Origin of the sequence: Bacillus vallismortis (genome assembly GCF_004116955.1) — a bacterium.
In the GTDB taxonomy this organism is placed as follows: domain Bacteria; phylum Bacillota; class Bacilli; order Bacillales; family Bacillaceae; genus Bacillus; species Bacillus vallismortis.
Window position 1 is genome coordinate 1,693,324 of record NZ_CP026362.1, and the last position, 25,053, is coordinate 1,718,376.

Annotated in this window: 27 protein-coding genes and 2 pseudogenes; 9 read left to right on the top strand and 20 right to left on the bottom strand. The window is 40.7% G+C overall.

The window, feature by feature from the left end:
- Nucleotides 1–3: 3 nt before the first annotated feature.
- From BV11031_RS09280 to BV11031_RS09305, 6 genes and pseudogenes are all read right to left on the bottom strand, one after another.
- Nucleotides 4–624 carry an ATP-binding cassette domain-containing protein gene (locus BV11031_RS09280; RefSeq protein ID WP_010328395.1) on the bottom strand — a complete coding sequence of 207 codons (621 nt, stop codon included), beginning with the start codon at nt 622–624 and terminating at the stop codon, nt 4–6.
- Entirely contained in the window at nt 621–2,792 is a 2,172-nt protein-coding gene (locus tag BV11031_RS09285; RefSeq protein ID WP_129550744.1) for a DUF1430 domain-containing protein, read from the bottom strand. Before BV11031_RS09285 ends, BV11031_RS09280 begins: the two co-directional genes overlap by 4 nt.
- 92 nt (nt 2,793–2,884) lie before the next feature.
- A complete protein-coding gene (locus BV11031_RS09290; protein ID WP_010328384.1) occupies nt 2,885–3,250 on the bottom strand; it encodes a lactococcin 972 family bacteriocin in 366 nt (121 codons plus the stop codon).
- A 436-nt stretch (nt 3,251–3,686) separates the two neighbouring features.
- Entirely contained in the window at nt 3,687–3,923 is a 237-nt protein-coding gene (locus tag BV11031_RS09295; RefSeq protein ID WP_010328383.1) for a hypothetical protein, read from the bottom strand.
- A gap of 586 nt (nt 3,924–4,509) precedes the next feature.
- Nucleotides 4,510–4,803 carry a hypothetical protein gene (locus tag BV11031_RS09300; RefSeq protein WP_010328382.1) on the bottom strand — a complete coding sequence of 98 codons (294 nt, stop codon included), beginning with the start codon at nt 4,801–4,803 and terminating at the stop codon, nt 4,510–4,512.
- A gap of 107 nt (nt 4,804–4,910) precedes the next feature.
- A pseudogene (locus BV11031_RS09305) lies at nt 4,911–5,468 on the bottom strand (AAA family ATPase); the annotation flags it as partial.
- A 786-nt stretch (nt 5,469–6,254) separates the two neighbouring features.
- Between BV11031_RS09305 and BV11031_RS09310 the strand changes: the two are divergent.
- On the top strand, nt 6,255–7,022 hold the full coding sequence (locus BV11031_RS09310) for an N-acetylmuramoyl-L-alanine amidase (RefSeq protein WP_010328379.1): 768 nt from the start codon (nt 6,255–6,257) through the stop codon (nt 7,020–7,022).
- A gap of 62 nt (nt 7,023–7,084) precedes the next feature.
- On the opposite strand, the gene BV11031_RS09315 is transcribed toward BV11031_RS09310, so the two are convergent.
- The 9 genes from BV11031_RS09315 to BV11031_RS09355 all read right to left on the bottom strand — a co-directional run bounded on the left by BV11031_RS09315 (nt 7,085) and on the right by BV11031_RS09355 (nt 14,140).
- Nucleotides 7,085–7,705 carry a hypothetical protein gene (locus tag BV11031_RS09315; RefSeq protein WP_010328378.1) on the bottom strand — a complete coding sequence of 207 codons (621 nt, stop codon included), beginning with the start codon at nt 7,703–7,705 and terminating at the stop codon, nt 7,085–7,087.
- Nucleotides 7,706–7,939: 234 nt separating this feature from the next.
- Complete coding sequence (gene nrdF, locus BV11031_RS09320; protein ID WP_010328377.1) at nt 7,940–8,929, bottom strand: class 1b ribonucleoside-diphosphate reductase subunit beta; 990 nt, start codon at nt 8,927–8,929, stop codon at nt 7,940–7,942.
- 17 nt (nt 8,930–8,946) lie between these two features.
- A complete protein-coding gene (nrdE, locus tag BV11031_RS09325; RefSeq protein ID WP_010328376.1) occupies nt 8,947–11,049 on the bottom strand; it encodes a class 1b ribonucleoside-diphosphate reductase subunit alpha in 2,103 nt (700 codons plus the stop codon).
- Complete coding sequence (nrdI, locus tag BV11031_RS09330) at nt 11,009–11,401, bottom strand: class Ib ribonucleoside-diphosphate reductase assembly flavoprotein NrdI (RefSeq protein WP_003221104.1); 393 nt, start codon at nt 11,399–11,401, stop codon at nt 11,009–11,011. The genes nrdE and nrdI overlap by 41 nt, the downstream gene beginning before the upstream one ends.
- 243 nt (nt 11,402–11,644) lie before the next feature.
- Complete coding sequence (locus BV11031_RS09335) at nt 11,645–11,875, bottom strand: hypothetical protein (protein ID WP_003238362.1); 231 nt, start codon at nt 11,873–11,875, stop codon at nt 11,645–11,647.
- 79 nt (nt 11,876–11,954) lie between these two features.
- The gene (locus tag BV11031_RS09340; protein ID WP_026014443.1) at nt 11,955–12,227 is read right to left on the bottom strand and encodes a YmzC family protein; all 273 of its coding nucleotides are present in this window, start codon (nt 12,225–12,227) and stop codon (nt 11,955–11,957) included.
- Between the two features lie 194 nt (nt 12,228–12,421).
- Nucleotides 12,422–12,643 carry an RNA chaperone Hfq gene (gene hfq, locus BV11031_RS09345; protein WP_003221097.1) on the bottom strand — a complete coding sequence of 74 codons (222 nt, stop codon included), beginning with the start codon at nt 12,641–12,643 and terminating at the stop codon, nt 12,422–12,424.
- Nucleotides 12,644–12,682: 39 nt separating this feature from the next.
- The gene (gene miaA, locus BV11031_RS09350; protein ID WP_010328374.1) at nt 12,683–13,627 is read right to left on the bottom strand and encodes a tRNA (adenosine(37)-N6)-dimethylallyltransferase MiaA; all 945 of its coding nucleotides are present in this window, start codon (nt 13,625–13,627) and stop codon (nt 12,683–12,685) included.
- Nucleotides 13,628–13,726: 99 nt separating this feature from the next.
- On the bottom strand, nt 13,727–14,140 hold the full coding sequence (locus BV11031_RS09355; protein ID WP_082246291.1) for a YmaF family protein: 414 nt from the start codon (nt 14,138–14,140) through the stop codon (nt 13,727–13,729).
- Between the two features lie 90 nt (nt 14,141–14,230).
- Here BV11031_RS09355 and BV11031_RS09360 point away from each other — a divergent pair, with 90 nt between their 5' ends.
- The 3 genes and pseudogenes from BV11031_RS09360 to ebrB all read left to right on the top strand — a co-directional run bounded on the left by BV11031_RS09360 (nt 14,231) and on the right by ebrB (nt 15,306).
- Entirely contained in the window at nt 14,231–14,479 is a 249-nt protein-coding gene (locus BV11031_RS09360; RefSeq protein ID WP_010328372.1) for a hypothetical protein, read from the top strand.
- A 141-nt stretch (nt 14,480–14,620) separates the two neighbouring features.
- On the top strand, nt 14,621–14,938 hold the full coding sequence (ebrA, locus tag BV11031_RS09365) for a multidrug efflux SMR transporter subunit EbrA (protein ID WP_010328371.1): 318 nt from the start codon (nt 14,621–14,623) through the stop codon (nt 14,936–14,938).
- 13 nt (nt 14,939–14,951) lie between these two features.
- Nucleotides 14,952–15,306: pseudogene (gene ebrB, locus BV11031_RS09370) on the top strand (multidrug efflux SMR transporter subunit EbrB).
- 11 nt (nt 15,307–15,317) lie between these two features.
- On the opposite strand, the gene BV11031_RS09375 reads toward ebrB, so the two are convergent.
- The 3 genes from BV11031_RS09375 to BV11031_RS22940 form a co-directional block, all read right to left on the bottom strand.
- Entirely contained in the window at nt 15,318–15,770 is a 453-nt protein-coding gene (locus tag BV11031_RS09375; RefSeq protein ID WP_010328369.1) for an OsmC family protein, read from the bottom strand.
- Between the two features lie 74 nt (nt 15,771–15,844).
- A complete protein-coding gene (locus tag BV11031_RS09380; protein WP_010328368.1) occupies nt 15,845–16,552 on the bottom strand; it encodes a poly-gamma-glutamate hydrolase family protein in 708 nt (235 codons plus the stop codon).
- Between the two features lie 277 nt (nt 16,553–16,829).
- Nucleotides 16,830–17,063 (bottom strand): hypothetical protein, encoded by a 234-nt coding sequence (locus tag BV11031_RS22940; RefSeq protein ID WP_010328367.1) that lies wholly within the window; start codon nt 17,061–17,063, stop codon nt 16,830–16,832.
- Between the two features lie 215 nt (nt 17,064–17,278).
- On the opposite strand from BV11031_RS22940, the gene BV11031_RS09390 reads away from it, so the two are divergent.
- The 3 genes from BV11031_RS09390 to ymzB all read left to right on the top strand — a co-directional run bounded on the left by BV11031_RS09390 (nt 17,279) and on the right by ymzB (nt 19,977).
- The gene (locus BV11031_RS09390) at nt 17,279–18,607 is read left to right on the top strand and encodes a serine protease AprX (RefSeq protein WP_010328366.1); all 1,329 of its coding nucleotides are present in this window, start codon (nt 17,279–17,281) and stop codon (nt 18,605–18,607) included.
- 110 nt (nt 18,608–18,717) lie between these two features.
- Nucleotides 18,718–19,542, top strand: a complete 825-nt coding sequence (locus BV11031_RS09395) for an MBL fold metallo-hydrolase (RefSeq protein WP_010328365.1) — start codon at nt 18,718–18,720, stop codon at nt 19,540–19,542.
- Nucleotides 19,543–19,620: 78 nt separating this feature from the next.
- Nucleotides 19,621–19,977, top strand: coding sequence for a protein YmzB (gene ymzB / locus BV11031_RS09400; RefSeq protein ID WP_010328364.1), 357 nt, complete (start codon nt 19,621–19,623; stop codon nt 19,975–19,977).
- Between the two features lie 85 nt (nt 19,978–20,062).
- On the opposite strand, the gene BV11031_RS09405 is transcribed toward ymzB, so the two are convergent.
- Nucleotides 20,063–20,713: a TetR/AcrR family transcriptional regulator gene (locus tag BV11031_RS09405; protein ID WP_041952535.1), complete on the bottom strand. Its 651-nt coding sequence runs from the start codon at nt 20,711–20,713 to the stop codon at nt 20,063–20,065.
- A gap of 120 nt (nt 20,714–20,833) precedes the next feature.
- On the opposite strand from BV11031_RS09405, the gene BV11031_RS09410 reads away from it, so the two are divergent.
- Nucleotides 20,834–21,391: a hypothetical protein gene (locus BV11031_RS09410; protein WP_010328362.1), complete on the top strand. Its 558-nt coding sequence runs from the start codon at nt 20,834–20,836 to the stop codon at nt 21,389–21,391.
- Between the two features lie 184 nt (nt 21,392–21,575).
- Nucleotides 21,576–22,025 carry a YrvL family regulatory protein gene (locus BV11031_RS09415; RefSeq protein ID WP_010328361.1) on the top strand — a complete coding sequence of 150 codons (450 nt, stop codon included), beginning with the start codon at nt 21,576–21,578 and terminating at the stop codon, nt 22,023–22,025.
- Nucleotides 22,026–23,153: 1,128 nt separating this feature from the next.
- On the opposite strand, the gene mutL is transcribed toward BV11031_RS09415, so the two are convergent.
- Nucleotides 23,154–25,040 (bottom strand): DNA mismatch repair endonuclease MutL, encoded by a 1,887-nt coding sequence (gene mutL, locus BV11031_RS09425; RefSeq protein ID WP_129550745.1) that lies wholly within the window; start codon nt 25,038–25,040, stop codon nt 23,154–23,156.
- Nucleotides 25,041–25,053 lie beyond the last annotated feature (13 nt).

A 25,053-nucleotide genomic window follows, 5' to 3' on the forward strand; every position in this document is an offset into this window, starting at 1 on the left:
TCCTTACGAAAGATTTATTACTCTATCAGAGCAGTTAGCTATTTCTGGATCATGCGTTACACATATGATTGTTTTCCCCATTTCTTTCAACTGATGGAAAAGAGAAAGAATAATGTTCTTGTTGTACTCATCAAGGTTTCCGGTCGGTTCATCGGCCAAAATGATATCGCAGGGTTTTAGAATAATCCTGGCTATTGCTACACGCTGTTGCTCACCACCGCTCAACTGGTATACCTTTTTCTTTAAAAAGCTTTTATCTAAGCCTACCATCTCTAGAGCTTCAGATAGCTTGTTTTTGTCAAAGTCTTTTGCGTATGCTGTGGAAAGCAATAAATTCGTTAATACAGTTTCATTATCCATAAGCACATAGTTTTGAAAGATATATCCTAAATTCTCTCTCCTTAACTTCATCACCTCTTTAGATTTAGGATTTTCATAGCCTAAAATCACAACTTTACCTTCATCTGGGTAATCTAAGAGGCTGATTATATTTAGAAGAGTGGTTTTGCCAGAACCGCTCTTGCCAACAATAGAAACGAATTCATTTTCCTCTATGTGAATTGAAAAGTTAGAAAGAACTGATTTTCCATCAAAACTTTTGGATATGCTTTTAAGTTCGATCATAATCTGTCTCCTTTTAAAATCTTATTCATGTTTTTCCTGTTCAAATAAAGGCTGAGGAAATACAGAATAATCATCTCAATTCCAATGAACAATACAATCAAGCCTATTAATTCATAGATTTTATAATAAATAATAAAGCAGATTCCGATCAGACAGTTAGATACAGTCGACAATATGATTAAGCTCTTATTTCTAGCCCAGTATGAATATCCAAATATCTCTTTAAGGTAAAGTCGATACGCATTTGCACTGTAGTATGACCATATATAAGAGATAAGGAAGGCTACTGACAATATGAGTGTTATAGTTAATCCAATTAGATTCTGGATGAACTGATTTTGAATTCGTGCTATTTGGTCGCTTAATTCTTGATAGACTGATATCGCAGAACCAATCAGCTCTCTTGTATCTGTTTTATCTAAGTAAGGGATGATGTGGTCATATGCCATACCTTTTGAGGTATCAGAAAAGAATAAACTTGAGGTTGCATATGCACCTATAACTGATGAATCAACATTATCAGTGAATACAGTTGCAATTGGATCAACAATATTGTTTTTATTGTTGCCGAGCGTACTGTTATAAGTGAAGTATTCTTGATTATTTTGTGTAAATATTATATTGATTTCCAACTGATCTTTTTCCAGTGTATTTAATGGATGCTGGATTTCTTTGTTATACATATTGTCTACTTCAACCTTATCAAAGAAAAATTGATCTTTGTAAGCTTTGAGGATTTTTTCTTTATACTTAGCGTATTTTTTTGGAACAAGTAAATTCAATGTGTTTTGATCGAGAGTTAATTGTTTTTCAGTAATCGTTTTTCCGTTAACTCCTTTAATGGTGTTTACTTTTAAATAATTAGGACTGATCGTTACGCTTCTTCCCGATGGTGAATAAATTTCATTTTCTTTGGTTGTATTCAATGTATAGAAATAAACTGGAGTTTTCCCATTCATTTTCAGTATTCCATAGTTTTGAGCATCCATTATAAACGCATCTTTATGTCTTTCTAATTCATGATAAAGCTTTCGTACCTTCTCGTTTTTTTCTCTATCAATTTTTAAATCACTGTAGTTCAAACCTGTATTAGCAAAACTGGTTTTATAAACTGTTTGTGTCTTATTCCAGTAAGATTGATTGTCTAGCCGTTGTTTTAAATCGAACAAATTAGAGAGGGATGAAGCAAAAATATTAAAAAGTAGGATTGTCACAATTAACTTAAAACCCAATGACAGCCATTGAAACTTTTTAAATGGTATGCCGCCTTTTATCGTGGCGCTTATATTGCTGTTGTTATATAAAATCAAAGTAACAATAATTGTGTATATCATCATTGAGAATGTCACAATCAGTGCATTTCGCATGTACATTTTAACGTACACTGATAACCAGTCGTTTAGGTTGAATATAAAAGCCAGAATTACAATAAGAAGGGCGCCGCAAATTATAATCATAACAAGTGGTTTTAAAAACATTTTTGGGAAAGTTAACAGCGATTTGGTTTTTGAATATCCCCATAGCTTCTGTAAGAGAAGTTGCTTGCGATTCTTAATTACGAAATAAAGTATGCCAATAAATAAGATTAACATGGAAAGCAAAGCTAACAAGAGTAATGCGGTGCTGAACACAGCAGAGTCATTTAAACTGATGTTTTCTTCCATACTAACATTGCCATAGTCTGAGAATAGCTTTTTAGCTTGTTCAATTACATCTTCATCCTCGGATGAAATATAAAATCTATTTCCTAACCCTACGTTGTTTATTTGGTTTAAATTGAAGTATCTAATTTTCCATGTTGATAAAGGGAAATCAATAGTACCAATCAAATTTTCATCTGATCCATTTGCTGTTTTATTGAAATTAGATATGAACCTATCTCCTATTTTGATTGAAGGTTCATTCTTAAGGTTTGAAGCGTAGATATTTAAGGTCTTCTCGTCTAAAAAATTGTATTGAGTAATATTCACGTTTTCTTTTTTTGAAAATTCAGCTATTTTCTTAATGAAATCATCATTTTTAAAGTGTGCTTTGTTGTAATTAATAATTAAAGTTTGTTTATTAGAGAATAAAGTATAAAAAACTTGCTTATTCAAAGTATAGTGATAGCTGGATATGTTCATTGAGAGTAAAAATAGAATGAACAATATATAAATCGTTTTCTTCATTGGATAGCCTCCATAAAAAAAATCCGGTGCCTTATATTCAAGTTTTGACGGCACCGGAAGATAGATTAGAGATCTCTTTGTTATTGTCTGTTTTATTTCGTATCCCAAAAAGCCCTATTTCCCCAAAGAGTTGTATACACTGAAGCGTAGGTATACCCTTCATCTTTTTTCTTCCATTTAGATGAAAAGTACCTTTCTCCGCCAGCCGCTGCACTTGATTTGTGAGTCTTTTTAGTATGATTGTAATTGGATTTAGTTTGCCCACCTTCGAAACCATGATACCAAGTACCGCCACCCGCTTTTTCTTTAGTCAATTTCATGACTTGTATTAAATCCCTTGTTTCATCCAAGTTAACTTCTCCGTGTGTAGCCTCATCTGAAGAACTAGCAAAAACGACAGAAGATGATACTAGTAAAGTAGCTCCCAACACCATTGAAGCAAAAACCTTCTTTTTCAATATAACCTCTCCTTTTTGTTTTCACAAGAAAATATACTGCATTCTTTCTTGTCAAGTATGAGTATTACACTTAAAAAATTATGTCACTTCGTGTTGAAAAGACCTTCAATACCAACATGACGAACCACGAAAAAAACTGATTATGTTACCATATCCCCCCTTCTCAAACACCCAATATAAGGAAGTATTGGGTTTATTTGATCATACAATGACTTTTAACCTTTTTCAAGTTCAAATTCCCATGAGATTAGTAAGCGAAGACATAAGGTGATGTAAGCGTGGAAAGTTGAGAGTTAAATAACTTTTTCGCTCAAATCAGGGATAGATATGCATCATATAGTTATAGAGGAAAAGAAAAAAACCACTCTTGATTAACAGAGTGACTTTATGAATGTGTTCTATATAAAACTCTTTAAAATGTGAATTTTATTTAGAATCACCCCCTAATAACTATGTATATAAACCTTAATTTCTTTCTAATAACAAAAATATAAATTTGTTGTACAGCAATAATGAGCAGTAGAAGGATTATTACCCATACATTAATGTTCAGGTTAAGCAAAAATGTTCCGATGGCTGGGAATAATTTAGGAAACATAGCAATTAATATATCTTTGATTTCACCAATAGTAGCGATGATTAGTGATAAAATTGCGATTTGTGTTTGATCCATTATTCTTTCCTCCTATAATTCTCATTAGAATTTTATTGAGAGTTAAGTGCAACCTTACTCACAAACATTATAGATAGTTAGTTGAGATATTTAACAACGCTGTGGAAGCCTTGTTTATCCCAGAATTACTCACCCCTCTCTAATAGCCTCAATAGATAATACCGTCGACTTTTGCTAATCGCACAATACAGCGAAAAAATTTTCCGTCATTATTAGTTGCGTATAGACTTTCCAAGACGGACAACCATTCATTTGAACTTCTACCTACACTTATAAAATGGGTATAGTAACGGTCATTGACATCGAATTTAAAAATAAATTTCTCCCATCATAATATAACTGCGTAGCGACCTCCGGAATGGCACAACCTTTTCATAAATAACTGCATATAAACTTTGAAAAACGGACACTTTTCGCTGGAATTTTTTCGTCCTCACTTATAGATGCGTAAATACTACGGAAAATGGACAAAAAAATCCCCCGTCTTTAAAGACGAGGTCGGAATCATGTTAAAATTCATTTTATTTTATTATAAACTCGTTATATTCGCCAACATGTATACCGTTCTAACAAGACTTTCCACTCCTCAACTCTTATATTGATTTTTAAAGGTTAAGTGTTTAATTCCCTGATCCTTAAAAACTTGACGAATATAAGGTGGAGAATAATCGTAAGCCCGACTAATTTCCTTCAAGCTCATTTTCTTATTGAAATGTAGATCATAAAGGAAAGCAAAGTCCTTAGATCGTCTACGCTTAGACAACTCCTGAAATGAAAGCTTGTCCACATTTTGAGCTTTAAATAAATCTAAAATAATCCAATCAGAAATATTTAGTTTCTTAGAAATCTCTCCTACAGTTTTAAGCTCTTCAAAATGCATTTTCTTGATCTCATTAAATCGCTCTAAATATCGCTGCCATACGTATTCATGCTGACGTTGAGGCTGGGGGATATCAAGTTGGGAAGTAACATAAAAGTTAAAACCTTGTTCTTGACGAGCGTGTCGATCGCTTCTTTCCCAAAGTCCTTTTCTCCGCCTCTCGCCAGCGAGTAGGCTTCGTCTATAAACAAAATGCCGCCTAATGACTTTTTGATCAAATCTCTCGTTTTTTGGGCGGTGTGCCCGATATATTCCCCTACCAGATCAGCCCGCTCCGCTTCTATCAGGTGGCCTTTTGACAGGACATTCATTTCAAAGAACAGCCTGCCGATCAGCCGCGCAACCGTTGTTTTTCCTGTTCCCGGATTTCCTTTAAACATCATGTGCAGCGCTTGCTTCCCCACCTTCAAGCCTTGCTCTGCGCGTTTTTGGTTCACAAAAATCCAGGCGTATATTTCCTTGATATTGCGTTTCATTTCCTCCATCCCAACTAGTGCGCTCATCTCTTTTTCGATTTCCTTTAAAATGCCGTGCTTCGCTTCGTTTTTTTGCAATGCAGCTTGATATTCCGCCTCTGCCTCAGCATTCGTCAGCACCTGCTTTTGTCCGTTAAGAATAATGTTGATCTGTCCGTTGTTTTTATATGTCACAGCGCGCTCCAACATTTTCACCTCTCTATTCTCTCTATATGATATTCAAGCGGATGCCCTTTGTGACAAACGCCTATCATGTGTCGAAACAATTGCTTTTATAGGGAATGCTAAGGAATCTTGGGCTTTCCCGAGAAATACTTTATTTCTTATTGTATTCACGGACATGGGGTGGACAAACCAAGAGATTTTATTTTTAACAATTTTGTAAGGCACACTGGAGATATAATGATATGCCTTTGGCCTATAACCCTTATAACTATCACGTCTCTATAATTCCTTGACAGACACTTCCTATACCGCTCATTTTTAACAGCTCAAACGAATCTGTCATCGGAAGCCCTCCTGAAGCGGTGTTCAGTGTCATTTGTATACTTCTTTTGCATAACATAACGCTTTCGCATTTGAACAGGAACCGAGCCAAAACACCTGTCCATCTATGGACTGTGGTTTATTTTCCTCCTCATTCAGCCTATAAATACCGAGAGATGTCTTCAGCGACACACCTTCCTTTTTTCCTGTCAGCAGATGTAAGGAGCTATGTGCATACGTTTTATGTTTCACATGCCTGGCGCAACACCGGAGATCAGGCGGCATCAGCGAGATCATAATACTTACAAACACATGACAGGTTCACAGGTTTCATTCAGATTGAATCTGCTGTCGCTTCATGTGGAATTGTGCGCTTTCCCGAGAAATAATTTCCGCATGCGAAAGGGTTATTTCCTCATTTTACATACGAATGATAATCGTACAAGCATCTGCCGTGTTTTTTCATATCCTGTAATGAGGTGATAGAGAATGGTTAAAATTTTTATTGACCCTGGCCATGGCGGCTCTGACTCAGGCGCAACAGGGAATGGCCTTCAAGAAAAAACGTTAACCCTGCAAATCGCTTTTGCTTTGCGTACGATATTGACTAATGAGTATGAAGGCGTTTCTTTGCTGTTGAGCCGGACAAGCGACCAGTATGTCAGCTTAAGCGATCGGACAAACGCTGCAAATAACTGGGGAGCAGATTTCTTTTTGTCCATTCACATTAATGCCGGGGGAGGCACAGGTTTTGAAAGCTATATTTACCCGGGCGTGGGAGCCCCGACGACGACGTACCAATCGGCGGTTCACTCTGAAGTGATACAAGCTGTCGACTTTGCAGACCGCGGCAAAAAAACAGCGAACTTCCACGTCCTAAGGGAGTCTGCAATGCCTGCCCTATTAACTGAGAATGGGTTTATTGATACCGTTGCAGATGCAAATAAGCTGAAAACGAGCAGTTTTATTCAAAGCTTGGCGAGAGGCCATGCAAACGGATTGGAGCAAGCCTTTCATCTTAAAAAGACATCCGGCTCAGGATTATATAAGGTTCAAATCGGCGCATTTAAAGTAAAAGCGAATGCAGACTCACTCGCTAATCGTGCCGAAGCTAAAGGTTTTGACACGATTGTCCTTTTAAAGGACGGATTCTATAAAGTACAGATTGGCGCATTTTCATCCAAAGCCAATGCAGATGACCTTGCTGCCAGAGCAAATAGTGCAGGCTTCGACGCGATTGTCATTCTAGAATCATAATCAAGACACAGACGAGCGTCTCAAAAAAACCCCGGCTCCTCATTACGAGAAACCGGGGTTTTTTATACTAGAATATCAACAACAAATTGGGACCATGTTTCCAGACGGTTATAGATCTCGTCCTGTTTTAATTCAGAGACTTTCATCCATTTTCCTGCAATTTGCTCCTTTTCTTTCACTTCCACTTGTGAGCCTGGCTTTAATTGAAGCGCAGAAAGAATACCGATATGCACTTTGCCGACACTGTTTTCATCATCATTAATCAATCCCAGTGTGACAATCGCCTGTTTATCCTCTTCGTTGATTTGCAGTTCTTCCTCAAGCTCGCGATCTGTGTTCAGCTTTAAGACTTCAGCAAATGAGGCTGCTCCTTCGATGGAGTTCATATGCCCTCCAAAGCCGAGAGAAAGCTTATTGTGCAGACGTGATTCTCCTCCGCCAGCCAGCCGCTCGTAAAGGAAAACTTCATCTTCTCGCTTAATGACGACATAAGGAATTGGCTGCTTATAATCCGGATTTTCTTCTGCGTCTCCCCTTCTCATTTCACGATAGCCTGTTTCGATCTGAGCCATGATTTCTGTTACTCTGCTATCTTCACTGTTCACACCCTGAAAGGTTAAGCGTTCCTTCTTAAACACGTCATCGCGCGGGGCGACCAAAATGATTTCGTCCATCTTTCCCATGATTGCTGCGTCCTCCTCATTCATTCAAGCCGAAAAGAGCAGATATTAGATCTGCTCAGGCTGTCGAGAAAATCTCGACAGCTTTTTCGAAAAATCAATTGTGCAATAATATAGATGTTTCATTCTGAATTGAACACTAAATATCGTGTATCGGTAGATTAAAAATTAAAAAATGAGGGCTTCTTTGACACCATGTCTTTTAAGCCCCCACTTTCTCTTTAATCTGAGTAGATATTAGATCTGCTCTTTTTCATCTCCAAAATAAAAGTCATCGTCTTTGAGCGGCTCAACTGTCGCTTTTTTATAGCCGTTCCCCTTCATAGAGAAGAAGTCATGCGATTTTGTTTTTGTATTTAATCCGTTTAAAACGATCGGATTAATATCTTCTTCTTCAAAGAATGGCTCAAATCCAAGGTTCATGAGCGCTTTATTGGCATTATAGCGGATAAATTTCTTCACATCGTGTGAAAGTCCGACTTGATCGTACAAGTCCTCTGTATACTCAAGCTCATTTTCATATAACTCATTCAGAAGGTTGATCGAAAATTCGCGTAGCTCTGCTTTTTTCTCTTCTGTCTGCTTATGATAGATTTCCTGAGCAAGGAGACCCACATAAACGCCGTGGATCGCTTCATCACGAAGAATCAGGTTGATGATTTCACCGCTTTGCATCAGTTTCCCTTGTCCATAGAAATATAACGGATAATAGAAACCGCTGTAGAAAAGGAAACTTTCGAGATAGACGGAAGCAACCATCGCTTTGAACAAAGAGATTTCATCATCTTTTTGAATGGCTTTGTAAAGGCCGACGATGACTTGCGCTTTTTTCTGCAAATATTTATTTTGCTTAACCCATTCGAATACTTCATTAATCGTTTCAGTCGGTGCCAGGGTCATGAAAATATTAGAGTACGACTTCGCATGGACAGCGTTCTCCATCATCGCCATAAAGTTCAGCACCGCTTTCCGCTGGTGGCCGTCTACGTGTTCAGCCACGATCGGCATCCCCGTATTCCCCTGCTCTGTATCAAGAAGAGTCAGTCCGGCCAGTACCTTCATATAAGTGTCCTGCTCGTTTTTTCCAAGGTACTTCCATGTGAGGAGATCGCCGTTTAAAGCAATCTCTTCCGGAAGCCAGAACTGTTTCACATTTTGGTTATAGAACATTTGGGTAAAATCATCTTCATGCTTTGACCAGTTTGCTGCGTCATAAATTTTTGTCACTATAAACTCTCCTTTAATCAAACAACACAAGAAAGGCAGCTGTCTTGCCCAGTATCTTTTGTTCTTGCATAGTAAATGGTTTTTATTCCTCTGTGATGTGCATACAGATCGATTCGGTTTAAATCACGAGTCGTCATTGTATCTTTTAAGAACAACGTGAAGCTGATTCCTTGATCAATGTGCTGCTGGATTGTCCCGATCATATCGACAACCTTGAACATATCCATATCGTAGGCTTCTTTATAGAAGAACCAGTTATTAGATGCAAGCCCAGGCATTGGGTAGTACGTTTTTGAGTTGCCGTATGTTCTTTCTTCAATCCGTTCCATAATCGGCATGACAGACGCCGTGCTTGATTGAACATATGAGATAGAGCCTGTCGGCGCAATGCATAATCTGTAGCTGTGATACATGCCGTGTTCAGCCACAAATGCTTTTAGCTTTTCCCAATCCTCTGTCGTCGGGATATGCATACCTTCAAACAGAGCAGCGATTTTTTCGTATTTCGGTGAGAAATCAGTTGAAACGTACTTGTCGAAGTATTCACCTGTCGCATAGGTTGATCCTTCATATTGATCAAACGTTTCGCCCTTCTCTTTTGCGATTTCCGCAGAACGCTGGATGGAGTAAAAGTTCACCATCATAAAGAACGTGTTTGCAAAGTCGCGCGCTTCCGGGCTTTCATACGCAATGCCGTTTTGCGCAAGATAGCCGTGAAGGTTCATAGCGCCGAGACCGATTGATTTCATCGCTTTGTTCGCCCGTCTTACAGCAGGCGCATTGCGAATATCAGTCGTTTCAGACACGTGTGTTAAAGAGTCTGTCGCAAGCTTAACTGTCTTCTCGATTGATTTGTGCTCCATGACATTGAGAATGTTAAGCGAACCAAGGTTGCAGGAAATATCCAAACCGATTTCATCTTCTTCGTCATAGTCTGTATATGAAGAAACCTGAGATGCCTGAAGCACTTCAGAGCAAAGGTTAGAGAATTTCACCTTGGAGATATGGTTATTCGCATGCACTTTATTCACGTTGTCTTGGAACATGATGTATGGATAGCCTGATTCCGAACGAAGCATCGCCAGTTTCTCAAGCAATTTCCGCGGGTTGATTTTTTCCTTTTTCACCCGAGGATTGTCGACAAATTGGTCGTACATTTCGTTCATGTCCAGCTCATCCATGTGCTGGCCGTACTCTTTATAAATCGTGTGCGGATAAAATACGTAAGCCGCTTTGTCTTCGCGCGCAAGCTCGACGAACTTATCCGGAATGACAACACCGATAGAGAGCGTTTTGACGCGCACATCTTCATCCGCTGAAATCTTTTTCGTATCAAGAAAATCATTGATATCGCGGTGGAAAATGTTCAAGTACGCCGCTCCTGATCCTTGTCTTTGTCCCATTTGGTCAGCGTAGCGGAACGCGTTATCAAGAAGCTTCATGACGCCTACAACGCCTTTTGTGGCATTTTCAACATCTTTAATGGCTTCACCTTTGGCGCGAAGCTTGGACAAGTTAAGAGAAACCCCTCCGCCGAGCTTAGAAAGTTGCATGGAGATATCGATCGCTCGTGAAATGTCGTTTAAAGAATCATTGACTTCAAGCAAGAAGCAGCTCACCAGTTCACCGCGGCGTTTTCTGCCGGCGTTCAAAAATGTAGGTGTGCTCGGCTGATATTCCTGATTGATCATCAGATTCACATATTCTTTTGCTTTCTCCGTGTCACCGTTTGCGAAGAACAGCGCAACAATTGAGATTCGGTCCTCATAACGCTCGAGGATTTTTTTCTTGTCATTCGTCTTCAAAGCATAGTCATTATAGAATTTAAACGCACTCATGAAGGAAGGAAAACGAAACTTCTTAGCGTAAGCTGTCTTAAACACGTCTTTAATGTCTTCAAAAGAATACAGGCTTAAGAATTCCTCTTCGTAGTATTGGTTTTCAATCAAATAATCCAGCTTCTCTTTTAAATCGTGAAAGAACACTGTGTTTTGATTGATATAATCTACAAAATAGCTATGTACAGCCTCTTTATCCTTATCAAACTGGAATTTTCCATCTTTTTGGATCATGATTTCGTTATTTAACTGGATCCATTTTGGCACTTGATTTTGTGACAACTCTTTCTACCTCCTGAGTAAACAATTCAACGTCTTTAGATGTGCCGCTGAGTTCAAATTTGTGCAAGATCGGCACCTGATATTGTCTTGAAATGGTATCGGCGCTTTTTGCAAAGTTATCGCCCCATACTTTATTGCCGCTCGCAGCGACTCCTAATAAAAGATGGGCGTATTTTTCGAGAAATGATTGTGTTGATGCCGGTACCTGACCGAAGTTTGTCGTGTAGGTGACCAAAACAAACGGAGTGTCCAAGTGGTCAATTTCGTCCACCTTGCGTATCTGCTGAAAGCCGATTTTATTCACAAACCGCTGAACATTCCCTGTTTTCGAATCAAATATGATTTGTACCACGTTTTATCACGACCTATCAAAAAATATGAATCTCTCATCACTAACACTATATATAGTATACTATCCTCTAACAAAAACACAACATATAGATTTGTTTTTATGAAAAATTCATATTTTGATCAAATCAGGCAAATAGGCAGGCTCATTAGGGCCCAAAAAAGAGAGCAGAACGAGAATGGTCTCTCGTCCTACTCGGGGTGTCGTTTTTAAGCCGATGTATATCATAACATGAAAAAAAACTGCTTAGTAGTCTAGATTTTTTTTTCTTAAGCTATCACAGCATTTTTCACTCTCTACTGTTTCTTCTATTTCAACATCCGCACCGATTTCTTCTAATACCGCCTTCAATGCGCTGATAATTGACGCTTCTCTAATTAATTCTTTTCCGTTCACAATGATGCTTGTTCCATACTCATAGCAAGAATCATCTTCGCAGATTTCTTCCCAATGATTCACGATCACTTTATGCTTCATTTTTTCACCCTCTGTTTGATCTGTCTGTATTTAGTTTAGCGGGAAGCATTCGCTTTGTAAATTCGGATGCTTGTGAAATTTATTCAAGCTCATAATCAGAGTATTCTTTCTTCAGCTTTACCTCATTGCGGGACTCATCATACTCATAAATTTTGATATAGCCGTCCTCCATAACACCAAAATGATTATGCTCAAGAGGAAACGTGGTCGGCTGAGGCGTTTCATAACCTGAATTGCCGCTGTCTGTTTCGATGATGGTATCTTGATTCCCGCACGCCCCGAACAGCAAAAATACAGCTATCCACACAAGCGCTATCCTGATTCGTCTCAGTTCTGTCTCACTTTCAAACAAGGTTGCCGTCACCCCCGGATTCTTTTTTAATACATAATATACCATTTCAATTCACATATGTTGATCTCATAAAAAAAGACCGTGCCTTGGCATGGTCTGCTTACAAATTGTCGAATCGAAATTGGATGATGTTAAAAAACGGCTGCCGGGATTTCCCGACAGCCTTCGCATGCATTAACATGTTGATTTTTGATCTATTCGAGTTCAAGCTGGACGTTTTTTTGCGGCGCAAACGTTGAGATCGCATGTTTATATATCAGCTGCTGCTTCCCTTCTGATTCCAGCAATACGGTAAAGTTATCAAAACCTTTTACCTGGCCCCGCAACTGAAAGCCATTCAGCAAAAAAACAGTGACATACGTATTTTCTTTCCGGATTTGATTCAAAAACTGATCCTGAATATTAATCGGTTTCATGTTTCGTCCTCCTTGATTCTCTATATCATACAGTTTCGATTAAAGTTCGAGTTTTCCTGCTATATGTGTGAAAATTTCCTTTTTTTTCAGCTCCATATCAACGGGCGGTGTCATATCGAACCAGGTAACCTGCATTTTGTTGCGAAACCATGTCAGCTGGCGTTTCGCATACCGCCTTGAGTTCTGCTTTAGTTGAGCGACGGCATCAGAAAGTGTCACAAAACCATCAAAATAGGCGTATAGCTCCTTATAACCTATCGCCTGAATCGATTGACAGTCTCTCACATTCCTGTCGTAGAGGCGCTTTACTTCCGGAAGAAGACCTGCCTCCATCATCATGTCGACCCGCTGATTAATTCTTGCATACAGCGTCTCTCTATCCATCGTCAGCCCGATTAACACTGCATTGTACAGGAGTTCTCGTTTTTGCCCCTTCAAATGCTGAGACATCGTTTTTCCAGACGTATGTAAAATTTCCAGGGCGCGAATAACCCTTCTTGTATTATTGGGATGAATCGCAGCTGCTGCTTCTGGATCTGCCGCAGCAAGTTTGGCGTGAAGAAAATCAGCGCCTTCCCGCTCAGCAGCCATTTGCAGGCTCTGCCGAAACTCAGGATCGTTCGCCTCTTCCGTAAATGTATAATCGTAAAGCACAGATTGTATGTAAAGCCCTGTACCGCCGACAATCATCGGAAGCTTTCCTCTTTTTGCAATCTCAGTGATTTTGTTTCTCACTACGTTTTGATAATCTGCGGTGGAGAAAGAATCTTGGGGATCTAAAATGTCAATCAGATGATGGGGCACTCCCTCCATCTCCTGTTCGGTGATTTTAGCTGTTCCAATATCCATCCCTTTATAAACCTGCATTGAATCTCCGCTGATAATTTCAGCGTTCAAGGATTTAGCCAGCTGAATACTTAAATTTGTTTTCCCCACTGCCGTCGGTCCGACTAAAATGACAACGGGCTGCTTTGTATTATTCAATATGTATCACTCTCTTTTATCAATCTCCCCCCATTATAGCATTCATCATGTATAACCACCTATCCATTTTGCCCTTTTTTTGCATCGGTAAACATCCTTCTACCAGCCGAGCGGCTCATTGCCGACGATTTCTCTCGTCCTTCCTTTCAGGACATGCCGATGCGTTTTCTTTTCGTCATCACCAGAAGCATATACAACGCCTCCGTACTGGATCTCAATCGGTTCGTTATAGGCCAGATACGTTGCTTCTTCGATTTTATGATAATGAGTGCCGTCAGTACGAGGAATCGCAGGACCCGAGATTCCGTAATACCGGTGAAAATGACCGTTTTCAAAAGATGTAATCCCTGAAAAATAGTGTGTATGCTGATCGGTATTCGATCCGTTTGCCGGCTGTGTAAACCCTTCAATAAGATGATAATGCCCCTGTTCCCTCGTCGTTTTGGCATGATAAGTGTGTACGTGAGGCGGCGCTTTTGACCAGTCAGATGGATACAGGCCCAATATGTTCACATCCCTTCCATTCCCTCAATTCGCCCAATCAAATCCCGATAGGCTGAATACACTGCATCATCTACACTTTATGACAGGAGGAAAGAAAACATGAATGAAGTAGATCATTATTTTACTGCTGCAGATACAAGGATCATTGGAAGACCTTTCGGATTCGGAAGACCATTTGGGTTTGGAAGACCTGGATTTGGCTATGGATTTGGTTTTGGCCGGCCATTTGGCTTTTTTGGGGGACCGTTTATCGGCGGCCTTGCAGGCGGGCTTATAGGAAGCGCTTTATTTAATCCTTATTTTTATGGCGGTTATCCCTATTATCCTCCATATCCTTATTACTATTAATGAAAAAAGAGGCCTCTTAAAAAGAGGTCTCTTGTCTGTGAGTAAAATGAATCTCTTGACTGGCCGTTAGGCATGCACTACTATTTTTCTAGCTGACGATTTTATAATCTCAAAACAAATTTGAAGTGAGGAGAATTCACAATGTTGTTAGGATACATATTCCTCACGATTGCTATATGCTCAGAATCACTTGGTGCGGCTATGCTGAAGGTGTCTGACGGCTTTAAAAAGTGGAAACCCAGCGTCATGGTCATAATTGGCTACTTCATCGCCTTTTACATGCTGTCACTCACCTTAAATCACATCCCCCTGAGCCTCTCATATGCGACTTGGAGCGGTGTGGGCACGGTGCTGACAGCTGTGATCGGAGTGAAATGGTTTAAGGAAGAACTGAATGTCAAAGGGCTTATCGGCATTCTTTTATTACTATCGGGAGTCGTGCTACTTAATTGGCAGTAAAGGAGTGATCATGATGAAAGGATTGATTTACTTGGCTCTTGCCATTGTATTTGAGGTTTTCGGGAGTACCATGCTGAAGCTTTCAGAAGGATTTACACAAGCCTTGCCCATTGCCGGAGTCGTTGCTGGATTTCTTTCTGCTTTTACCTTTCTAAGCTTTTCTTTAAAAACCGTTGACTTATCTAGCGCGTATGCGACATGGTCGGGTGTTGGAACGGCGCTTACAGCCATTGTCGGATTTTTGCTTTTTGGCGAAACCATCAGTTTAAAGGGAGTGTTCGGACTCATGCTTGTCATTGCTGGCGTTGTCGTGTTAAATCAGTCGAAAGCCCCTGCTAAAGAAAAAAAAACAGACGGTCTGTGAGTGACCGTCTGATTCTTATTCACCAGCCGGTTTTACAGAGGCTTCCAGCTTCAGCTCGACATTTCCTTGAATGGCGCGTGAAATCATGCAAGACGACTCCGCCTTTTCACAAAGCTTGTGCGCCAAGGCGACATCCTCTTGTGAAGCATCCTGTTTGAGGACAACGGAGGGACGGTGAATAATTTTTTTGTATGTAAAGACTCCTTTGGTGACGTCGACAACGCCTTCTGACTCCATCTGCAGGTCTTCTTTTTCCAGCCCGCTTCTTTCCATCATCGCAGCGAGTGTAATAATGTAACAGGTCGCAGCCGCCCCGAGAAGCATTTCATCCGGGTTGGTCCCCTCTCCCGGTCCATCCATTTCTTTAGGAATGGAAATAGATGTAACCAGGTTCCCGCTTTCGATCGTACCAACGTCGTTGCGTTTACCCGGCCAGTTTGCCTTTAAATAAAAATGATGGTCTGCCATCGTCTATTTCGCCTCCTTTTATCATCCTATTTCAGTCTACTGGTCTTCTCTTCTTTTGTCTCCTGATCTGCTTGTTACGAATACTCTTTTTCAAGGACACTGTTGATCGCACGGACATAATCATAAAATTCATTGTTCTTTGTGTATTTCCTATTTTTATAATAAAAATCATCGAAAAAAGCCTCTCTCTGCTCGCGGCTAATTTCCAGCTGGATACTAAGCCCCGTTTCCCCTTTGTTGTTAATGTTATCTGCACTTAATCCGGCAAGGCCGCTTTTAGATGACGCTAACTCAGCGGAAAACCCTCTTCTCTCAAGGGCCCTTACCATCATTTTCGCTCGCTTTCGATCTGTGCCTCCAACAAGTGTATGCTTGTTCTCCCCTTTATATCCGTGAAAAGCCACAACATATTGATGCTCCTTGATTTTCTTTTCAGCCAATGGCTCGTCAAAGTTGGTGCTTGTAATGTGCAGCGTTTGGTTATCCTGTGACTTCAGCCCTTCAAACAGGTATGTAGAGTATTCATTATTGAAATACCGCACAAGCTCGCTTACTCCGCCTTCAATTCTGCCGCCGTGCGGAGACATAATTAACACTTTGCTTCCTTTTTTCTCATTATAGGAAATATCATAATCAGCCGGGCTCTCTTTCTCTGCCAAGCTGCTGAAATTTGAATATGTATCTGGCTGATCAGATGGTTCAGGTTCTAATGAGTAATGAACGTATTTCAGAAATAAGACAATGGCTAAGACTAATATGACATTTAATAGAAATCTTCTCATGTTTAACTCCTTTCATAAGAATGGCACGGTTCATTATATGAGGTTTAGCCAATAGGTTTTATCTTACCATTGTATACGCTATATCATCAGTGAAAAAGTTCCCGGTTTCAAAAAATCAATTGATTGTCACAGTTCATAGCGGTTCATTTCAAATATGAGTGAAAAAAGATTGAGAGAAAAGACAAAAAAGGTAGGAATAACCTCACTTGGCAATTACATGTATAGAGGTGTAAGGAGGGTTTTATTAGCGGCTGTCCGATTGCTGAGACGGACAGCCTTATCGGCCTGCCAAATAAAGGTCTTGTTTATTTGTTCTTACAAAGTCACAGGAGAGAATCGAATCTAACAAAAACGTTCTGATCTGTTGTTTCGAAAAACAAAAAGCTTTAATTTGCGTTTTGCTTTTCTGTCTTACAATAATTGTTCTCTTACTGATCGTTCCGTCTTTCTTCATATATATAATGCTGATTGGTATTTGGCTTTCCAAAGACCGATGTAAGAAGAAATTCATACAGCTGCTCTCCCCTTGCCAGTTTGATATAACAACATTATAATACGAACACACGTTCCGTTTCAATACCTCAATAAATGCCATGACTCCGAATCTGATTCGACAGATTCATAAAAACCAACTCTTGTCCATCTATTATAAAGGACAAACAAACTTACCAAACCTTTCCTCTGCTCATAGAGTATACAGAAAACCTTAAAATAGGAGGAAAATACATGTTTGGGTACTCTATGGTACAAATGGTGAGAGCAAATGCTCATAAGCTAGATTGGCCGTTACGGGAAAGCGTCTTGCAGCTTTACAAGCCCTTCAAATGGACTCCTTGCTTCTTGCATCCATTTTTTGAAACCAAATTGAAAAACCGAAAAAAATTGTCAGTTATTATTGAATTTGAGGAAGGCTGTCACGAGACAGGCTTTCAAATGGCTGGAGAGGTGCTGCAAAAAGAAAAACGCAGCAAGCTAAAAAAACGTTTCAACAAAATCAATTGCTGCAGCGCGGAGGTGACCCCACAAGCGTTAGATTCACTTCTTTCTGAATGCAGCGATATCCGCAAAGTGTATTTAAACCGCGAAGTCAAAGCGCTTCTAGACACGGCAACCGAAGCAGGTCACGCGAAGGAAGTCGTCAGAAACGGGCAGACCCTGACAGGAAAAGGTGTTACTGTCGCTGTTGTCGACACAGGAATCTACCCGCATCCTGATTTAGAAGGCAGGATTATCGGATTTGCGGACATGGTCAATCAAAAAACAGAGCCGTATGATGATAATGGCCATGGCACACACTGTGCAGGTGATGTAGCCAGCAGCGGAGCATCTTCTTCCGGCCAATACCGCGGACCTGCGCCCAAAGCCAATCTAATCGGCGTGAAGGTATTGAACAAGACAGGATCTGGAACGTTAGCAGATATTATCGAAGGTGTGGAGTGGTGTATTCATTACAATGAGGACAACCCGAATGAAGCGATCGATATTATCAGTATGTCGCTTGGTGGCGATGCGCTTAGATATGATAATGAACAGGAAGACCCGTTAGTCAGAGCGGTTGACGAAGCGTGGAACGCAGGGATTGTCGTCTGTGTCGCTGCCGGAAACTCCGGGCCTGATCCACAAACGATCGCAAGCCCAGGTGTGAGCGAAAAGGTGATTACTGTAGGTGCCCTTGACGATAACAATACCGCAACCAGCGATGATGATACGGTCGCATCCTTCTCAAGCCGCGGGCCGACAGTATATGGGAAAGTAAAGCCCGATATTTTAGCGCCGGGTGTTGATATCATTTCCCTTCGCTCTCCGAATTCCTATATAGATAAGCTTCAAAAGTCAAGCCGTGTAGGATCTCAGTACTTTACAATGTCAGGAACATCGATGGCAACCCCAATCTGCGCAGGTATCGCAGCTTTAATTCTTCAGCAAAACCAGGACCTTTCACCTGATGAAGTGAAAGAGCTTTTGAAAAACGGCACGGACAAATGGAAAGATGAAGACCCGAACGTTTACGGAGCGGGCGCTATTAACGCAGAACATTCCATTCCCAGCCAATAGACAGCTTCATAAAGCCGGCAAATCCCTCTGCGGAACTGCCGGCTTTATGTTTTGAATCTTTCCAATAATGAGATAAAATAATAAGAAAACGGAAGAAGGAAGTGGAAAAAATGCCATATTTTATATGCAAAACATGCGGCGCACAACATGCGCAGACTGTAAATCCGCCGACCTCTTGTCTGATTTGCGATGACGAAAGACAGTATATTCATCCGGATGGACAAGCTTGGACAACTCTTGAAAACATGCGTGAAAATGGTAACCTTCAAAACATCCTTAAAAAGGAAGAAGAGCATCTTTTCAGCATCAAAACCGAACCAGAGTTTGCAATCGGACAAACAGCACATTTGATCCAGCATGAGGGCTTCAACGCGCTATGGGATTGTATTTCATATCTTGATCAAAAGACAATTGACCAAATCAATGAATTAGGCGGAATTCAAGCCATCGCTTTGTCTCATCCGCATTATTACTCTGCTCAGGTGGAGTGGGCTGAAGCGTTTCAGGCCCCGATCTATATTCATGAAGATGACAAAGAATGGGTGACAAGGCCAAGCAATCACATTCAGTTCTGGTCAGGTGAAACGTTAAACTTGAAGCCGGGACTGGCTCTTCACCGCTTGGGCGGACACTTTAAAGGCGGTGCTGTTCTCCATTGGCGCAACGGCAATGAAGGGAAAGGCTGTCTATTGACCGGGGATATCATTGCGGTTGCGGCCGATCGGAACTGGGTCAGCTTTATGTACAGCTATCCAAATCTCATCCCCCTCCCCGCCTCCAAAGTTGAAGAAATAGCAGCCAAAGTAAAACCGCTGCAATTTAACCGGATTTATAATGCTTTTTCAAAAGTTGTCAAAGAAAATGCCGACGAAGCGGTCCAGCGTTCTGCTGTACGTTATATCAAGGCACTGAACAACAAGTTATTTCATACATAAAGGGTGAGGCGGCTCTTTTCCGTGTAAAAGATGCAGCAATTGGGAATAGTATCGTGTAGATTAAAAGGAGGAATATTGATGGCACACTCGAATACACAGCTTTCTCAATGGCTGGAATCAAAAGTCGGCCAAACACTTGATATTAGAAAAGGTGAATTGACCCATGATGAAGAGATTTCAGACTTGGATCAAATTGTTCTCCACCTTAAAAAAGTGGGGATGCGCAGCACCAATCATCCTGATGACTATGTTGCAAACGAAGAACTCGTTTTAGAAGGAGAAGGAACAACATTCACAGAAGAAGGCAACATACCGCTTCCGCAAAATGCCTATGAGATTCCTTTATTAGGTGATATTCATATTCACCAAGAAAACGAAGGATTGAAGGTTGTAACAGATCGTGCAGTCTATACAATTGATGTCCAGCACAGCTGACAGTCAATTAAATACAGCTTAGCGCCTTTGATTTTTCATTCAAAGGCGCTGCTTTACATACAATATATGTTTGTGCATGCTATACTTAGTGATTTGAACCGTTTCCTTTTACAGCTTTATTAAATTTCTTCCCTTCAGTCTCATATATTTCTTCCACGCAAATTGATTCTACATGCTGCATAATGACACGATTGATCCGTTCTTTATTCACTCGCACAGGGTCAAGCATCGCATGTAAAGCCAAGCCGTCAATCAACGCGTAAAGTCTCTCGGCTTCAATGTTTTTATCAGCACCCTGCTTCAGTAAATCGAATTCATCTAAATAGGCAATCAGTTTCCGCATGCCGCTGTAAATCCCGTCATGATTCGCATCATACATATCCTTTTTATGTCTGGCGTAGACCGTAAAAGCAAACCACACCTCCATCTCTCTAATTGTTTCTTCATTTGTCGGGACAATTTCAAGCAAAATATGCAACACTTTTTCCTTTGGAGGCAAATCCTTCATTGCAATGTCCTGAATTCGGGCCAACGCTTTTTCTTGAACGAGTTTCATTGCAAAATCAAGCAGGTCATCCTGAGTAGGGAAATAATGGCGCAGTGCACCTAATGAAAGCCCTGCTTCCTTTGCAATATTTCTGGCTGAGGCTCCCTCCATCCCCCGCTTTAAAATCACCCGCCACGTCGCTTCTGCAATTTGTTTTCTTCTTTTCTTATGGTCAACTTGTTTTGGCATGGCTTTATTGTAGCAAGAAAAAAATAAGAGAGCAATTTTTATAATACAGTTGTGTTGCAAAAACAAAGGTGATAACATATTATCTAAATAACACAACTGTATTGAAAAGAGGGGAATGGATTGAACGGTATCGCATGGATGATTGTCTTTTGCGAAATTGCGTTTTGGATTGTGATTGCTTTAGGGCTTGCTGTACGCTACCTATTCAAACAACATACATTAGGACTGCTATTCCTTGCCTTAACCCCAGTGATCGATTTGATTTTACTAGCGGCAACTGCTGCGGACCTTTACCGAGGTGCTTCAGCAACTGCAGCCCACGGGATTGCGGCTGTTTATATCGGTGTATCGATTGCTTTTGGAAAACAAATGATTCAATGGGCTGATGAAACATTTCAATATTATGTAGCAAAACAAGGGTCTAAACCGCTGAAACGCTATGGAATGAATCACGCCAAGCATTATGCGAAAGGCTGGGTCAGACATGTGCTGGCTTACCTTATTGGTGCGGGATTATTAGCAGGAATGATCTATTTTATCAATGATTCTGCCAGAACCGGGGCATTGAGCGGCATTCTTAAACTGTGGACTGTCATCATAGGCATTGACTTTCTCATTACAGCCAGCTATTTTATTTGGCCAAAAAAAGAAAAAGCTTCGAAGAATTTCAGAAGTTAATTTGATGAAAAAGAAGGTCCTTTCCGCTAGTAAAGGGCTTTTTGGTTGTTGTCAATATATGTTATACTGTTTTTCGAAATACTAGAGCCCTAAACTCTTGCTATTTTTATAGAAATTAGCTTAAGAACTTCAGATTCTAGTCGAGTAACCGTTGTATGAGTCAGCTGGTGAAGGAGTGGCATGCTTGAGCCGAAAAGAACAGAACGAGCAGTGTAAAAAGCTAAACCTGAGCTCAACATTAATCGCAATTGTATCTATCATTCTTATCGTTGCCATTGCACTCGCGGTGATCTTCGGCGGCTTTTTCTTCGGGATGAAAGGATTATTCTCCATTCTGGGCATTACTTACGATTCCAATCAAACATTGGTTTTATTTATTTTGGTCTGTTTTGCTGTCGGCTTGATCATAGATCCACTCACAAAGGTTGTCTCTATGATTCTGGCAATATCATTTTCATTGAGAAAGACTGCTCCCTTTACTTTTACACTTTACTTTGTGAGCAACTTCATCACAATCTGTTTCGCAGATTACTTTATGCAGTCTATATATATTCCAGATGTCTTTCTTTTTGTAATATCAGCATTGATGGCTTTCATTGAACTTGCCTTTGGTAACCAGCCGGAAGCGACTTAAAATCGTCTGGGATGATTCAAGCGTTTTTTGTCTTTACATCATTCCCATTGTCTAATTTTGCGAGATAATCGACAACAAAATGTAAAATGATTAGCGGAATAATAGAATCAATGATGATATATAAGCGGAAAACAAAGCCTAGCCAGTGAAGTTCTGATCACTCCCTGCTACAGCCCCTGATATGTATGAGCTCATCCAAAAGGAGTGATCAAACCAGGATGATGACCCAGTTTGAAATGGAACAAAAACACGAGAACAAACATTAAAGACCCTCTATAAATGATTTCCTCCGTTACACCGGCTGTTAAGGATACAACATTCTCATTCAATGAAACAGGCAGGATGGGCTGCGGCCGAAGCCTTTAACTCTTCCGCTCTTTCTTTGCTATATCTCGCCTTATCTTTGGGCTAAGTCTAAAACCGATGATACAATACATCACAGGGATTACATATGAAAGACTTAATCGTTGGAAAAGATAGGATGCAAGGACCGTGAGGATCTATTTGTATTGCCGGCATAGTGAATCTGACTTGAATGAATGAAAGATCAGTAAAAGCGACTAAAGCTACAATAAACAAAGCGGGAATCCATAATCCGATCATCGTACGAACATAACACTTCACTCTTTCATTTCCATTTTCACCAGTCTTGATATTTCTTTTAAACCTTTGGAAATCAAAGTATTCAAATATCGGTTCATAAATCATTAAAAATAGAATGTACCCAGAAACACATTTCCATCACGAACCACCCTCTTTTCATTTTTAAATTACTCATTTATAAAATCGGGCGACAGCCTCAAATTCTCTTCAACGCAAAACAAAACTCCCTGCTCATAAGAAACAGGAAGCAAAACAATGATGATTGAATTTAGATTCTGCATTCAAAAACAAGGATTCCTTCATTCTCAATAGTCAGTTCATCCAAAATGATAACTATCTTTGGGCTTAATGTCATGTTCTCACCTCCTTATATCCAAAATATACATTTTTTTAAATTATTTGTAAATGGTAGCTTGTTATCTGTTATTCCAAATGTGTACAAAAAAAGCATTGATCCATTCAAAGAATGTTTCAATGCTGGAAAAATATATGAGCAAAGGGTATATTCTCCTTCACCACACCCCACTACATCACGCGTTTGAACATCTTTTCCATCTCATATGTCGAATGGTGAATGATGATCGGACGGCCGTGCGGGCACGTAAACGGGTCTGATGTGCTTCGGAGGTCGTCCAGAAGCGCTTTGATTTCGTCGTTTCTGAGGTGGCGGTTTGCTTTGATGGAGCCCTTGCAGCTCATCATAATCGCCGCTTCCTCTCTCAGTTTTTTAATATCAATCTGTTTGGAATCGAGCACCTGCTGAATGATTTCTTCAATCAGCTCGGCTTCTTCTCCCTTTGGAAACCAGGCTGGGTGGCAGCGGACGATGTAGCTGTTCGATCCGAATGATTCTAAAAAGACACCGACGCTTTCGAGCTCTTGTTTGTGCTGTTCAATAATCAGCGCCTCGTTCGTGGAGTAGTGGAACGTCAGCGGCACGATCATATCCTGCACCTCAGGCTCAACCTCTCCTACTTTTTCCCGGAAGTATTCGTATTTAATACGCTCTTGTGCGGCGTGCTGGTCAATAATATACAAGCCGTTTTCGTTTTGTGCCAAAATATATGTCCCATGCATCTGGCCGATCGGATACATAATCGGAACTCGCTCAGACGTTGGCTCAGGCTGTTCTTCTTGATGGTGTTCCTGCTCAAATGCTTCAGGCTGTTCTTCTGAAACATCAGGTGCCTCAATGCTTTGTTCCTGCTCAACGATAGGAGGAGCATCAAATTGAAGAGGCGGCAGTTCTTCCTCCGTGTCAACCGGGTCTTTCACGACTGAGCTTAGCTTCATTGGTGAATAAGATGGCGTTGCTGATTTTTCCGGAACTTTTCTTTCCGCAGGCTTTTCATCAAAGGTGATGAACTGCTGCTCATTTTTGATAACAGATGCCGATTTTTTCGGGAGCTGGGCACTCGGAATCAGCTGCTGCTGTTTAAACACATCTTTAATTCCGTCACGAATTAAATCATGAAGCTCTGTTTCCTTGCTGAGACGGACCTCAAGCTTCGATGGGTGCACATTGACATCGACTAAAATTGGGTCCATCGTAATTTCTATAAAGGTAATTGGATGGCGTCCGATTGGCAAAAGCGTATGATATCCTTCATGCACCGCTTTGACGAGCGGGAAATTTTTAATGTAACGGCCGTTGATTACAGACGACATATAGTTTCTCGACGCCCGTGTAATCTCTGGGAGGGCGATATATCCCTTCACTTCAAAATCCAAAGAACTTACATGCAACGGAAGCATTTTTTTGGCGACAGCCGTGCCGTAAATCGCTGCCAGGACTTGGCGTACATCTCCGTTTCCATTCGTTTGAAGCAGGTTTTTCCCATGATGGCGCAGGCGGATCGATACCTCTGGATGGGCCAGCGCAATGCGGTTGACCACATCTGTAATATTCCCAAGCTCTGTATGAACGGTTTTCATATATTTCAAGCGGGCCGGTGTGTTAAAAAACAGGTTGGCAACGACAATTTCAGTCCCCTTTCTGCTTGAGGAACGCGATTCGGAAATGACGTTTCCTCCTTGGAGCACGAGTTTTGTACCTGCTCCTTCACCGGTGCCTGTCGTAATCTCCAGATGTGAGACTGACGCGATACTCGGCAGTGCCTCTCCCCTAAAACCAAGCGTTCTCACCCTGAATAAATCATTTTCATCTTTTATTTTACTCGTTGCGTGGCGGCGAAAAGCACGCTTGCAATCTTCCGTTTCCATTCCTTCGCCGTTATCCAACACTCGAATGGATGCAAGACCTGCTTCCTCAATATCGATTTCAATGACTGTGCTGTCAGCGTCGATCGCATTTTCCACCAATTCCTTGACGACTGAGGCGGGCCGTTCCACAACCTCGCCCGCCGCTATTTTATTTGAAAGCTCATCTGACAGCTGGATGACTTTTGCCACATTCATCACCCCG